Origin of the sequence: Pseudomonas moorei, assembly GCF_008801475.1 — a bacterium.
Taxonomy (GTDB): Bacteria; Pseudomonadota; Gammaproteobacteria; order Pseudomonadales; family Pseudomonadaceae; genus Aquipseudomonas; species Aquipseudomonas moorei.
In genome coordinates, this window is record NZ_VZPP01000006.1 from 22,602 (window position 1) to 35,100 (window position 12,499).

At 62.4% G+C, this 12,499-nt stretch carries 12 protein-coding genes and 2 pseudogenes; 5 read left to right on the forward strand and 9 right to left on the reverse strand.

The window, feature by feature from the left end:
• The first annotated feature begins 621 nt into the window (after positions 1 to 621).
• Both F7R06_RS12385 and F7R06_RS12390 read left to right on the forward strand, forming a co-directional pair.
• Positions 622 to 1,362, forward strand: a complete 741-nt coding sequence (locus F7R06_RS12385; protein WP_090319493.1) for a response regulator — start codon at positions 622 to 624, stop codon at positions 1,360 to 1,362.
• 119 nt (positions 1,363 to 1,481) lie between these two features.
• A complete protein-coding gene (locus tag F7R06_RS12390; protein WP_090319490.1) occupies positions 1,482 to 2,216 on the forward strand; it encodes a substrate-binding periplasmic protein in 735 nt (244 codons plus the stop codon).
• Positions 2,217 to 2,290: 74 nt separating this feature from the next.
• Here the strand turns inward: F7R06_RS12390 and F7R06_RS12395 are convergent, their stop codons facing one another.
• From F7R06_RS12395 to F7R06_RS12420, 6 genes and pseudogenes are all read right to left on the reverse strand, one after another.
• On the reverse strand, positions 2,291 to 3,748 hold the full coding sequence (locus tag F7R06_RS12395; RefSeq protein ID WP_090319487.1) for an FAD/NAD(P)-binding protein: 1,458 nt from the start codon (positions 3,746 to 3,748) through the stop codon (positions 2,291 to 2,293).
• 14 nt (positions 3,749 to 3,762) lie between these two features.
• Positions 3,763 to 4,044 (reverse strand): annotated as a pseudogene (locus F7R06_RS12400) (ATP-binding cassette domain-containing protein); the annotation flags it as partial.
• A 100-nt stretch (positions 4,045 to 4,144) separates the two neighbouring features.
• Complete coding sequence (locus tag F7R06_RS12405) at positions 4,145 to 5,548, reverse strand: LLM class flavin-dependent oxidoreductase (protein WP_090319484.1); 1,404 nt, start codon at positions 5,546 to 5,548, stop codon at positions 4,145 to 4,147.
• On the reverse strand, positions 5,548 to 5,997 hold the full coding sequence (locus tag F7R06_RS12410; protein WP_090319481.1) for an acyl-CoA dehydrogenase: 450 nt from the start codon (positions 5,995 to 5,997) through the stop codon (positions 5,548 to 5,550). Before F7R06_RS12410 ends, F7R06_RS12405 begins: the two co-directional genes overlap by 1 nt.
• 10 nt (positions 5,998 to 6,007) lie before the next feature.
• A complete protein-coding gene (locus F7R06_RS12415) occupies positions 6,008 to 7,225 on the reverse strand; it encodes an SfnB family sulfur acquisition oxidoreductase (RefSeq protein WP_090319478.1) in 1,218 nt (405 codons plus the stop codon).
• Between the two features lie 157 nt (positions 7,226 to 7,382).
• Positions 7,383 to 7,946, reverse strand: coding sequence for a helix-turn-helix domain-containing protein (locus tag F7R06_RS12420; RefSeq protein WP_090319475.1), 564 nt, complete (start codon positions 7,944 to 7,946; stop codon positions 7,383 to 7,385).
• On the opposite strand from F7R06_RS12420, the pseudogene F7R06_RS12425 reads away from it, so the two are divergent.
• Positions 7,941 to 8,967, forward strand: a pseudogene (locus F7R06_RS12425) (DMT family transporter). The gene F7R06_RS12420 and the pseudogene F7R06_RS12425 overlap by 6 nt on opposite strands.
• Positions 8,968 to 9,118: 151 nt before the next feature.
• Here F7R06_RS12425 and F7R06_RS12430 read toward each other — a convergent pair.
• The gene (locus tag F7R06_RS12430) at positions 9,119 to 9,856 is read right to left on the reverse strand and encodes a tellurite resistance TerB family protein (RefSeq protein WP_090319470.1); all 738 of its coding nucleotides are present in this window, start codon (positions 9,854 to 9,856) and stop codon (positions 9,119 to 9,121) included.
• A 261-nt stretch (positions 9,857 to 10,117) separates the two neighbouring features.
• On the opposite strand from F7R06_RS12430, the gene pcsA reads away from it, so the two are divergent.
• Both pcsA and F7R06_RS12440 read left to right on the forward strand, forming a co-directional pair.
• A complete protein-coding gene (gene pcsA / locus F7R06_RS12435) occupies positions 10,118 to 10,840 on the forward strand; it encodes a phosphatidylcholine synthase (protein ID WP_090319467.1) in 723 nt (240 codons plus the stop codon).
• Positions 10,841 to 10,844: 4 nt separating this feature from the next.
• Complete coding sequence (locus tag F7R06_RS12440) at positions 10,845 to 11,231, forward strand: DUF488 domain-containing protein (RefSeq protein WP_090319464.1); 387 nt, start codon at positions 10,845 to 10,847, stop codon at positions 11,229 to 11,231.
• Positions 11,232 to 11,301: 70 nt separating this feature from the next.
• Here F7R06_RS12440 and F7R06_RS12445 read toward each other — a convergent pair whose 3' ends face one another.
• The gene (locus tag F7R06_RS12445) at positions 11,302 to 12,120 is read right to left on the reverse strand and encodes a class I SAM-dependent methyltransferase (protein WP_090319460.1); all 819 of its coding nucleotides are present in this window, start codon (positions 12,118 to 12,120) and stop codon (positions 11,302 to 11,304) included.
• A gap of 37 nt (positions 12,121 to 12,157) precedes the next feature.
• Positions 12,158 to 12,427 carry a DUF4242 domain-containing protein gene (locus F7R06_RS12450; RefSeq protein WP_090319457.1) on the reverse strand — a complete coding sequence of 90 codons (270 nt, stop codon included), beginning with the start codon at positions 12,425 to 12,427 and terminating at the stop codon, positions 12,158 to 12,160.
• Between the last annotated feature and the right edge of the window lie 72 nt (positions 12,428 to 12,499).

Consider the following 12,499-nt stretch of genomic DNA (forward strand, 5'->3'; position numbering starts at 1 on the left):
GCAGGCCGCCTTCGCGCTATATCGAAGTGCGGCAGGCTGGGGTCTAGGGTATCCACATCGGCAATGACGATACCGGCAGCCAGAGCCCCTGTAGGAGCGAGCCTGCTCCGGGCGGCGTTCCGACGATGGTCGTCAACGATGACGCGGGCTGCCTGAATGCCCGCGTTGCCCCGGACGTTCATCGCGAGCAGGCTCGCTCCTACAGAGAGGCAAGGCGCCCCCCCCCCCGCTCTTCACCACTCATCAGGCCGAGCGTTAGCTCGCCTGCAGCTTTTGATCTTGATCCACCCGCCCCTTCGGGAGGCTGAGTGGAGGTGTTCATCCGGGGAGTGGCGCGCAGCGCCGTTCGACGCAGTCGAACACGCTGCATGTAGGTCGTCGCGAAGCAGACCGGAGGGCAGTGTCCCCGGATGGATACCGCAGCGAAGGAACGCCGAGCCTTAGCGAGGGGCCGGACGCTCGGGGCGAGCCTTTTTGGGTACTTTTTTGGCGTTTGAAAAAAGTGCCTCGCCGTAAGGGCGAAACCCTAAGCCGCCGTTACCGCAGCAACGGATATGTACTCAATCAAAAAAACGCAGGTCGGCTAAAAGGCCACCAAGGACCAAAAAGAGGACCCAAGCAATGGACCACGTCAACCATATCCTGATCGTCGACGACGACCGGGAAATCCGCGAACTGGTCGGCAACTACCTGAAGAAAAACGGCCTGCGCACCACCGTGGTCGCCGACGGCCGACACATGCGCAGCTTCCTGGAAGCCAATCAGGTGGACCTGATCGTACTGGACATCATGCTCCCCGGCGACGACGGCCTGGTCCTGTGCCGTGAATTGCGCTCGGGCAAGCACAAGGCCACGCCGATCCTGATGCTCACCGCGCGCGACGACGAAACCGACCGCATCCTTGGCCTGGAAATGGGCGCTGACGACTACCTGACCAAACCTTTCGCCGCCCGCGAATTGCTGGCGCGGATCAACGCGGTGCTGCGCCGTACCCGGATGTTGCCGCCCAACCTGCTGATCACCGAAAGCGGCCGCATGCTCGGTTTCGGTCGCTGGCGCCTGGACACCACGGCCCGTCATCTGCTCGATGAAGACGGCACCCTGGTGGCCCTCAGCGGCGCGGAATATCGCCTGTTGCGGGTGTTCCTCGATCACCCACAGCGGGTGCTGAGCCGCGACCAGTTGCTCAACCTGACCCAGGGTCGCGACGCCGACCTGTTCGACCGCTCCATCGACTTGCTGGTCAGCCGCCTGCGCCAACGCTTGAAGGATGACTCGCGAGAATCGACCTACATCAAAACCGTGCGCAGCGAAGGCTATGTATTCTCCTACCCGGTGGAAATGCTCGACGCCCAGGATTGAGGGTATTTTCCGGGTGCCCCACCCTTCCTGATGTCTGACGCAAAAGCCCCGCAGATTGTCCGGGACAGTGGCGGTACGTCCGTACTAAGATTTGCGCTTCATTTCATCAAGGACGATTCATGAAGCGCTTTATCGGTTGCCTGCTATGGGTTCTGAGCGTGCATGCGTCCGCAGCCAGTCTGAACCTGCTCACCGACATCCATCCCCCCCTGCATTTCCAACAGAACGGTGAATTGGTCGGGTTCGGCGTCGATGTGGTCAAGGCCCTGGCCGAGCGCACCGGCGATCAAGTGCAGTTGCAGCAGGTTCCGTTGCTGCGCGCCTTGCACATGGCCAGCAGCGAACCCGCCACCGCCGTTTTCACCGTGTTGCGCACCGCCGAGCGCGATGGCCAGTACCAGTGGGTGGGGCCGTTGCTGGACGTCGAAACCGCGCTCTATTCAGCCGACAGCACCCAGCCACCGGTTCGCAGCCTGGTGGACGCCGCACGCCTGGGACGCATCGCCGTGCCACGCAAATGGCTGGCCTACAGCTACTTGCAGCAGCAGGGTCTGAACAACCTGTATGGCGTCGAAACGCCCGAGCAGATGGTACGTCTGGCGCGCATGGGGCCTACCGAGTTCGTGGTGGCCGACACCCTCTCCATCGCGACCCTGGCCCGCGAAGAAGGCCTGGCACCCGACCGGCTGCAGTACCAGATGCCGCTGATGCGGCAAGGCAGCTACATCGCGTTTTCCCTGCAGACCGATGCGCGCCAGGTGGCGCGCTGGCAACAGGCGCTGGATGAAATGAACCGTGACGGGCGCCTGGCCCGGATCAAGCAGCGCTGGCTCAGCGACACCACGCCCCGATAGCAACGATGGGCCGCTCCGCGCCCCGGTTGGAAGGGGCGGCGTAGCGGTCTCGGGATTTTGTGAGCGCTACGCATTCAAGCGCGAGCAAGCTCGCTCGCCACAGCGTTATTGGCCAGTCGTGCGGCCAGGGCCTTGGCCTGGCTGGCGACATCCGTGACGGCCGTGCTTTCCCACCACATCCCGCGCAACGGCGGTCCCATGGCAAACAGCCGACTGGCTGCCCGACCCTCGGCGTCCAGCACCGCGCCATCCACCTGTGCGGCAATCCCCAGCGCCAGCGGTCCAGGCCGGATCAATCCGCGAGCCAGCAATTGCTGCGGCAACGGCCGAGCCACCCGGCGCCAGTCGTACTCGATGCCGCTGGAGTTGATCAACGCGGCGCCACTGACGACAACCGTCTGCACTTCCCCCCGACGACGAATGCGGATGCTCACTTCACCGCCCTTGGAAGGTGCAAGCCCTTTGAACGACGCCGCCTGAATGCGCAACCGCCCTTCTCCGTGCAAGCGCGCCACCAGCTCGGCGCTCAAGGGCGGCGAGCGATGGTGATGGCTCTCCCACCACGGTCGCACATGCCGCACGAATTGCCGGCGCTGTGCATCGCTTGCCTGACTCCACAAACGACCGATATGTGCCCGTACCGTGTCCAGCGGCGCCTGCCAATCGATGCCCTGGGCGATGGCGTCGCGGCAATGCCGGCGCAGTTCGCGCACCAACTGGCGTGGCGTGCGAATGCTGGGGTCCTCGGCCAGAAAATCGACCCAGGCCGGTGGCTGGCGTCGCACATGAGGCAGGAGGCCGTGCCGGGAAAACACCTCGATCGGCCCGCGATGCCCGGCCTGTTCCAGGGACACCACGGCATCGACCATCGTCAGGCCCGAGCCGATGATCAGCACCGTCGAATACGGATCGAGTTGACGCATGGCCGCCACATCCCAGGGATCGAGTGCCGCCGCATTCAGGCCGCTGGATTCGGTCTGCGGCGTGCGCGCAGCGGCAAACATCCCGGTCGCCAGCACCGCGAAAGCCCCCTGCAAGCGCTGCCCATCGTTCAAGGTCAATCGCACCGAATCCGCATCGGTTTGCAGATCCACCACCTCGGCCCGCACATGCTCCACCGTTGAACCGTTCAACGCGCCCACCGTCTGCGCCTCGGCCAGACGTTGTTGCACGTACAGGCCGAAAATCCCCCGTGGCGGAAACAGTTCGCTGATGGGTACGTGCTGCTCGTCCGATTCCGGCCAGCCACCGGCACCGATGTAGTCGGTCAGCCATTGGGTCAGGTCGTCGGCATTGTCCGGGTCGACACTCATGCGTGCCGCGTTGCCATTGAGGGTATGGCCCAACTCCACGGCGCTGTAGGCCTCGCCGCGACCGAGTTCGGCGCGGGGCTCGATCACCAGCACTTGGCGCTTGCCGGGCAGGCGCAACAGTTGCGCCGCCAGCATCGCGCCGCTGAGGCCGCCGCCGATGATCAGGATGTCTGCGTGGCGGATGGCGTCGGTCACCTGTCCGCTTGGGGTTTCGCTCATGGCGTTCTCGCTGATCAATGTTTGCCTAGATAGAAGTCGTGCAGATCGTCCCGCGTGCGCAGGGTTTCGGCGCTGCCGGACAACACCACCCGGCCGGTGTCGAGCACATAGGCCTGTGAAGCGTACTTGAGCGCCACATTAATATTTTGCTCGGCAATCAGGAAGCTCACCTGCGCCTCGCGATTGAGCTGGGCGACGATCTCGAAAATCTCCTGGACGATAATAGGCGCCAAACCCATGGACGGTTCATCGAGCAGTACCAAAGTAGGACGCGTCATCAGGGCCCGGCGGGCGGCGCTCAAAAGGTCGATGAGTTCGAACGGTTGCTGTTCGAACACGATCGAACCGGCATCGAAGCGGTAGACGGCCTCATCGCGAGCCTGCTCACGATTGCCTTTAGGCCGACACCACTTTCTTCTCCTGCTGACGCAACGCCGCCAGATCGCGATAGCCACTGCCCGGATGGATATCAGGCAATCGCGGCCCTTCACCAAACAGCTTCTCGCGCAAGGTGCCGGGGGCGTATTCGGTCTTGTAGACCCCGCGTTTCTGCAGCTCGGGCACCAGCAATTCCACGGCATCGATGAAGGTTTCGTGGGTCAGGGCGTAGGCCAGGTTGAACCCGTCCACATCGGTCTCTTCGACCCACTCCTGCAACAGGTCGGCGACGGTTTCCGGGCTGCCGACGAACAACGGGCCAAAGCCGCCGATGCCCACCCAGTCGGCCAGTTCGTTAGGGGTCCAGACTTTATTCGGGTCGGCGGTGGAGAACGCTTCCACCGCGGATTGAATGGCGTTGGTGTGCACATGCTTGAGCGGTTCGTCGGGTTTGAACTTGCTGAAATCGATGCCGGTCCAGCCGGAAATCAGGGCCATGGCGCCTTCGTAGCTGACCCAGCTTTTGTACTCTTCGAACTTGGCCCTGGCCTTGGCGTCGGTCTCGCCGAGGATCACCGTCTGCAGGTTGAAAATCAGGATCTTCTTCGGATCGCGCCCTGCCTCGGCCGCACGCCGGCGGATATCGGCCACGGTTTTCTTCAACAGGACTTTCGACGGCGCGGCGACGAACACGCACTCGGCATGTTCAGCGGCGAACTGCTTGCCGCGACTCGATGCGCCGGCCTGATACAGCACCGGCGTCCGTTGCGGTGAAGGCTCGCAGAGGTGAATGCCCGGTACCTGGAAGTGTTTGCCGACGTGCCGGATTTCATGGATCTTGCCCGGATCGCTGAACACCCGCCGCGCACGATCGCGCAGAATGGCGCCCTCTTCCCAGCTGCCTTCCCACAGTTTGTAGCAAACCTCCAGGTACTCCTCGGCGAAGTCGTAACGGGCGTCGTGTTCGGTCTGGGTTTTCTGCCCGAGGTTCTTCGCGCCGCTCTCCAGGTACGACGTGACGATGTTCCAGCCCGCGCGCCCCTTGGTCAGGTGATCGAGGGTCGACAGGCGGCGGGCAAACGGATACGGATGCTCGAACGACAGCGACGCGGTCAGGCCAAAGCCCAGATGCTCGGTCACCAGCGCCATCGGCGGGATCAGTTGCAGCGGATCGTTGACCGGCACTTGGGCGGCCTGGCGAATCGCCGCATCACCATTGCCGTTGTACACGTCATAGATGCCCAGCACGTCAGCGATGAACAAACCATCGAACTTGCCGCGCTCGAGGATTTTCGCCAGGTCGGTCCAGTACTCCAGGTCCTTGTACTGCCATGAGCGGTCCCGTGGGTGTGCCCACAATCCCGGCGACTGGTGGCCGACGCAGTTCATGTCAAAGGCGTTGAGTCGAATTTCACGGGCCATCAAACGACTCCCTCTGCGGCGGTTGGAAAACTGGGGGGATGAATGCCATTGAGGCGGAAGTTGCCGATGAGCTGGAGTTTCCAGCGCAGGGGGTCGTGCAGCGAGCCGGGAAGCGCGGTGCGCAAGCCCGTGAGTTCGAACTCAGCGTTGCTCGCGGTGCTCAAGGCCTCGGCGCTGGCCAGGTGGGACTCGGCAACGGCGATGCTGATTTCAATGGCATCCGTGTGACTGGCAAGAAATTCTTCGGCCCGTTCCAGCAACGCGGCGGCGACTTCGATGCGGATGTGCACATCGCCGAAACGGCTGATGAGCAAAGGATCGTCCGTTGGCTGATCGTGTTGGCGGACGAAACCCAGGGTCGCATCGAACAGGCTGCGGGCGTTGTGCAGGTCGTGCTGAGTTTTGGCCAAGGGGTGTGCGGTAGCAATCGGTTGGGTCAAGGCGTTCATGCTGTGCTCCTCAGTTCCAGGCGTGGCGCGCAGGTTTCACGCCGTTGAGCAGGTAGTTGCCGATCAAGTGGTATTTCCAGCGCGCCGGGTCGTGCAGGGTGTGAGTCCGGGCGTTGCGCCAGTGACGGTCGAGGTTGTATTTGCCGAGCACCGAGCGGGTCCCGGCCAGTTCGAACAGCTTGCTGCTGGCGAGCAAGGCGATCTCGGCGGACAGCACTTTGGCCTGGGCCACCACCACCGAGGCGTGGGCCACGGTGTCTTCATTGGCGTCGAGCAGCGCGGCATCGATGGCCTGGCCGGCTTTTTTCAGGATCGCTTCAGTGCCATGCACGCGCCATTCGAGATCGCCGATCGCGGCGATGCTGAACGGGTCCTGCCAGCCGTGATCCTGGCCGCTGTCGATCCAGGGTCGCGCCTCACGGGCGTAGCGCTTGGTTTCTTCCAGGGCGCCGACGGCGATGCCGGTGTCGACGGCAGCCTGGATGATTTGCGAGATCGGGCCGTCGGCGGTGGGTTCGTCGAAGGCTTTATGGGCCGGGATCACCGCGCTGAGCGGGACCTTCACCGCGTTCAGGGTTACACCGCCACTGGCGGTGGTGCGCTGGCCGAAACCGTCCCAGCTGTCGATCACGCTCAAGCCGGGGTTGTCACGTTCGATGAAGGCGATGAACGCCTGATTCTGCTCGTTGACCGCCACCGCCGGCACGATGTGCGCGAACAGCGCACCGGTGCAGTAGAACTTCTCGCCGTCAATTTGCGCACTGTCGTCGTTGAAGCGAATCCGGGTTTCGAAGGCACCGGCGTTTTTGCTCTTGGCTTCGGAAAAGGCATTGCCGAAACGGTAACCCTGCAGGACCTTGCCGAAGTAGTAATGCTTCTGCTCTTCGCTGGCGGTTTGCAGCAGGATGTCGAGCACGCCGAGGTGGTTTTGCGGGATCTGGCCGAGGGAGGAATCGGCGGCGGAAATGATCTTGATCACTTCGGCCACGGTCACGTAGGAGACGCCGGCGCCACCGTAGGCCTTTGGCACGGTGATGCCCCACAGACCGCTGGCGGAGAACTCGTCGAGTTCGGCGACCGGCAAACGCCGCTCGCGATCGCGCACGCTGGCCTCGACGGCGAAACGCGCGGCGAGCCTGTGGGCGACGGCAATCGCCTCGGCGTCCGAGCCGATCACATGGGCGGGGCTCACATTGGCAGAGCGGGGGGATTGGGCTGAGGCTGTCATGGGCCGACTCCAGGTTCTGGGTGAATTCACCAGAGCTTTTGCAGGAGTCGTGCCTGAAAATTAAGTCTTTATTTATCAGTGATTTAAATAAAAAACAGAGAACATATAACCATTTGAGAACAGCAAAATGTGTATCCGCTGTTGATCGGCAAACAGTTCAGATCACCACGTTGCGCACAAAACGCACCGCCACCGGCCCCTCGTTGCGATAGGAATGCGGCTGGTTGCTGGCGAACATGAAGAACTCCCCGGCGCTGATGCGATGCGGCACGTCACCGACCATCAGGGTCAGGCAGCCTTCGAAGACGTAGAACTGCTCGCTCCAGCCATCGGCATCCGGCTCCGAGGGGTAGTGTTCGCCCGGTTCAAGGCGCCACTCCCAGAGTTCGACTTCGCGGGTGGCGTTGGCCTTGGCCAGCAACACCGCCTTGCTGCCGGGGATCGTGCCTGCCCAGGCCAGTTCGTTGATGCGGCTGTGATCGCGGACGTCCGGGGCCTGGATCAGGTCGCTGAAGGCCACGTCCAGTGCTTCGGCCACGCGATCGAGGGTGGTCAGGCTGACATTCTTTTCGCCGGCTTCGATGGCCACCAGCATGCGGCGGCTGACGCCGGACTTTTCCGCCAGGGCGGTCTGGCTCATGTCGGCGGCATGGCGCAGGCGTCGGATATTCTGGCTGACGTGCTGCAGGACCGAAGCCCGAGGCGTGGAATCTTTGTGCACTATATTGCTCACTTGGTGGTGTTGCGCAGTATACTGCCCAACTTCGGGCGCATTGTGCGTCCCCCTTCAGGTAGTGCGCAAGATCATGACGTCGCTGAACGCTCCTCAAGCCCCTTCCCGTTTCCTGCGGCTCAGCAAGGCCGAGTGCGTGCTGGTGCTGATCACCATGGTCTGGGGCGGGACCTTTTTGCTGGTTCAGCATGCGATGACGGCCAGCGGACCGATGTTTTTCGTCGGCCTGCGCTTTGCCGCCGCCGCGAGCATCGTTGCCCTCTTCTCCTGGCGCACCCTGCGCGACCTGACCCTGTTCGAGTTAAAGGCCGGCACCTTCATCGGCGTGGCGATCATGCTCGGTTATGGCTTACAGACGGTTGGCTTGCAAAGCATTCCCAGCAGCCAGTCGGCGTTCATCACGGCGCTGTACGTGCCCTTCGTGCCCCTGCTGCAATGGCTGGTGCTGGGGCGGCGTCCGGGGCTGATGCCGAGCATCGGGATCATGCTGGCCTTTACCGGCTTGATGCTACTGTCCGGCCCGTCCGGAGCTTCGTTGCACTTCAGTCCTGGTGAAATCGCTACCTTGATCAGCGCCATAGCCATCGCCGCGGAAATCATCTTGATCAGCAACTTTGCCGGCCAGGTCGATGTGAAGCGAGTGACCGTGGTGCAACTGGCCGTCACATCCCTGTTGTCGTTCCTGATGGTGGTGCCGACCCAGGAACGGATTCCGGATTTCTCCTGGCTGCTGCTGTGCAGTGCCTTGGGCCTGGGCATGGCCAGTGCGGCGATTCAGGTGGCGATGAACTGGGCGCAGAAGAGTGTTTCGCCCACCCGTGCCACGCTGATTTATGCCGGTGAGCCGGTGTGGGCCGGGATTGTCGGGCGGATCGCCGGGGAACGCTTGCCGGCAATTGCGCTGCTGGGGGCGGGATTGATCGTCGCGGCGGTGATTGTCAGTGAGCTGAAGACAAAAGGTAAGGTTGCAGCGGCTGAAGAATCCCTGGAGCGGGAAACCCAAGGTTAAGCGCTGAAATCTGCGGTGTTTGATAATCGCCATCGCAAGCAAGCCCGCTCCCGCAGGATTTCGGCACGGCCACACCGAAGAGCGAACTGTGGGTGCGTGGCTTGCTCCTGGCGGCGTTCCGACGATGGCGCCCCGTCAAACGACTTGATCTTCAGGCCGCCCCGCCCTTGGCCTGCTGTTCCAGATGCACCTGCAGATCCGGGTCGATGTTCAGCGCCGCCGCCAGTTCGTCCAGGTAATTGCGCTCGGCGTCCTGCTGATCGTCGACCAGCATCACGCTGGCCAGGTACATTTCCGCCGCCATGCCGGGGTCGGTGGCCGACTGTGCCACTTCGGACGCATTGAGCGGTTTGGCAACTTCGGCATCAAGCCACTGCTGCAATTGCGGGTCATCGGTGTGACGGCCGATTTCGGCGCTGATCATCTGTTTTTCGGCATCGTCGATCCGCCCGTCAGCCTTGGCTGCCGCTATCAATGCGCGAAGGATCGCGTGACTGTGCGCCTCGACTTCCGGACCCGCCAACAAGTCCACCGTGCGGGGTGCCTGTTGCGGCGCGGCGGCCTGGCTGCGTTGCCAGGCTTGATACGCCTGAAATGCCATCATTCCCAACGAAGCGAGGGCGGCATAGTTAGTGCCACCACCGGAACGCGAGGGGGCCGCACCGCCCATTGGCGAACCACCGCCGAGCAGGCCACCCAGCAAACCACCCAGCCCTCCCAGGCCACCGCCGCCTGCACTCACTGCGCCACCACCGCCCCCCAGCAGGCCGCCGAGCAATCCGCCGAGATCCCCGAGCCCACCTTGAGCCGACGCCCCACCCGCGCCCTGTTGAGACATCGAGCCCTGGCCGGCCCGCAGTAATTGTTCGAGCAGATCGCTGGTGTTCATGACGGCGTCCTCATTGATGAGAGTGATCCAGTCAGGCAACGATAGTCCTCGCCTCCGATTGCGCCACCACCGTTTGGCCGACACGTCGCCACTGGGTAGCGCAGATTTATCCGCTGTATTTTTTTACGGCGCGGCTAAGATTCATGAGTGGTGAACCTTATTCCCGGATACCCGGTCGATACCTGCAACCCGACCCCGGTTTGCCGCCGCCCGCTAGATGAGGGTGATGACTGGCTTGCTTCACTTTCTGGAGAACGCCCCGTGATATCGACTCTACACATCGCCAGGCTCAAAGCCTGGGGAGCCCATGGCTTTACCGCCACAGGCGTAGTCACTGCCTTCCTCGCGACCCTCGCCCTGCTCGATAACCAGCCGACCAGTTGCCTGCTGTGGCTGGGCGTGGCCCTGATCGTCGATGGCCTCGACGGTGCCCTGGCGCGCAAGGTCAATGTGCAGTCGGTGCTGCCGAGTTTCGACGGCTCGATCCTCGACCTGGTGATCGACTACCTGACGTATGTCTTCATCCCGGCGCTGTTCATCTACCGCTACATTCCGCTGCCGGATTACACCCTGCTGTTGACCGTGTCGCTGATCCTGGTGTCATCGCTGTTCTGCTTCTGCAACGTCAACATGAAAAGCAAGGACAACTATTTTCAGGGCTTCCCTGCCGCCTGGAACGTGGTTGCCCTGTGCCTGTACATCATTGCGCCGTCGCCATGGATCACCTTTCTCACCGTGATTGGCCTCGCCTTGCTGACCCTGACCCGCATGAAATTCCTGCACCCGTTCCGTGTGCGCCGCTTCATGCCGGTCAATATCGCCGTGACGGCCATCTGGTTACTGTGCAGCTTGTCCCTGGTGCTCAACCATCCGGTCATCAATCCGATGGTCATGGGGCTTTGGCTATTGATGTCGGCGTACTTTCTCGGGATCTGCTTGTGGCGCACGGCGCTGGAGTGGTTCGACGGCTCGCGGCTCAAGTAGCGCCATGCCCATTCATATCGTGCGCCTGGGCGCCCCGCGCCAACCTGAAGAAGGCCTGCGCCTGGGTACCGTGCGCCGGCCACCGCGGGGCGTACCCAAGGCCGAATTCGCCAGCCGGGATTTCTATGATGTCTGGCAGCCGTTGCTGTCTCCGAGCGCGGAACTGGTGCACGAAGCCAAGGCTGCCGAAGACGAAAAGGCCTGGCACGCCTTCAAACGCAAGTTCAAGGCCGAAATGAACCATCCAGCGCCCAGCCAGTTGCTCGATCTGCTGGCCGCCCTCTCCCATCACACCTCGCTGGCCGTCGGCTGTTACTGCGAGGACGAAGCCCATTGTCATCGTTCGGTATTGCGCGAGTTGCTGGTGGCTCGGGGGGCGAAAGTCATCTAGTCCCCGGACAATCAGTGCAAATACCCTGTGGGAGCAAGCTCACTCCCACAGGGGGTGATGGGTTGTCGACTTAACGCCTGGTGATTACTACCTCCAGATACTCACCCGGCACCACCAGCGACTTTTCCCCTGCCCGGTTCGACCGGTTGATCAGTTCGGTCAGGTCATGTTCCAGGGCCTCGGCACCTTCGGGTGGCAGCGCGGCAAAGGCCTTGTGCATCGGCCCGTACCACGTGCGGAAGGTGTCGATGAAATGCACCGCCGAGCGATAGCGGAAGTTGAACGTGCGGCGTGTCACCTGAAGCAGGAAGTCGCGCTCGTCGAAGTGCGCGCGCAACCAGGCTTCGGTGCCCCACTGCGACGGCGGCAGCGCGCCGGGCGGTGGCGGCAGGTGTTTACCCAGCGTCTTGAACATCTGGCCGACGAAGCCTTCCGGTGTCCAGTTGGCGAGACCAATCCGGCCTCCTGGCCGACAGACCCGCGCCAGTTCCGCAGCGGCCTTGGGCTGGTCTGGCGCAAACATCACGCCAAAGGTCGAAAGCACAGCGTCAAAACTGGCGTCCTCGAAGGGCAACGCTTCGGCGTCAGCCACTTGAAAGACGACATTGTCATTCAGGCGCTCTGCCCTGACCCGGTCTTCACCGCGTTCAAGCAATGCGGCGACATAGTCCGTCGAGCGCACGATGCAGCCGCGACGCGCCGCCGCCAGCGTGGCATTACCATTACCGGCCGCCACGTCGAGCACCAACTCGTCGCACAGCAGGTCACAGGCTTCGGCCAGTTGCTCACCGACAATCTGCAGGGTGGTACCGATCACGGCGTAGTCGCCACTGGCCCAAGCGGCCATTTGACGGTTTTTCAGGGCAACAAGATCAATGGGTGTACTCATGGATTCCGCTCCGTTGCGGTCAGGAACGCAGCCCGGCTTATTCGGCCGTGGTGGGATCGATGATCTGGGTGACTTCGGAAATTCGATTGGCCGGGAAACCACTCTGCCTGGCGTGCTCCCTGATCAGCTCTTCGCTCGGCGAGATGTACACGCAATAGAGCTTGTCACCGGTGACATAGCTCTGCAGCCACTGCACCTCCGGCAAGTCGCGCAACGTCCGGCAGGACTTTTGCGAAGCGGCTTTCAAATCCCTTTGTGACAGTGTCCCAACACCTTGAATTTCGCGTTCTATGACGAACTTAGGCATGGCAACCTCTCATTCTTGTTTTGGATGGCAGGGCCGGCGGGCCCTGTGTGACAACTATCGCGCCGGGCAACG

Bases quoted from the DNA above. Each gene is read 5' to 3' on its own strand.
- F7R06_RS12385 (WP_090319493.1), top strand. From the start codon at position 622: ATGGACCACGTCAACCATATCCTGATCGTCGACGACGACCGGGAAATC.
- F7R06_RS12390 (WP_090319490.1), top strand. From the start codon at position 1,482: ATGAAGCGCTTTATCGGTTGCCTGCTATGGGTTCTGAGCGTGCATGCG.
- F7R06_RS12395 (WP_090319487.1), bottom strand. From the start codon at position 3,748: ATGAGCGAAACCCCAAGCGGACAGGTGACCGACGCCATCCGCCACGCA.
- F7R06_RS12405 (WP_090319484.1), bottom strand. From the start codon at position 5,548: ATGGCCCGTGAAATTCGACTCAACGCCTTTGACATGAACTGCGTCGGC.
- F7R06_RS12410 (WP_090319481.1), bottom strand. From the start codon at position 5,997: ATGAACGCCTTGACCCAACCGATTGCTACCGCACACCCCTTGGCCAAA.
- F7R06_RS12415 (WP_090319478.1), bottom strand. From the start codon at position 7,225: ATGACAGCCTCAGCCCAATCCCCCCGCTCTGCCAATGTGAGCCCCGCC.
- F7R06_RS12430 (WP_090319470.1), bottom strand. From the start codon at position 9,856: ATGAACACCAGCGATCTGCTCGAACAATTACTGCGGGCCGGCCAGGGC.
- F7R06_RS12440 (WP_090319464.1), top strand. From the start codon at position 10,845: ATGCCCATTCATATCGTGCGCCTGGGCGCCCCGCGCCAACCTGAAGAA.
- F7R06_RS12445 (WP_090319460.1), bottom strand. From the start codon at position 12,120: ATGAGTACACCCATTGATCTTGTTGCCCTGAAAAACCGTCAAATGGCC.
- F7R06_RS12450 (WP_090319457.1), bottom strand. From the start codon at position 12,427: ATGCCTAAGTTCGTCATAGAACGCGAAATTCAAGGTGTTGGGACACTG.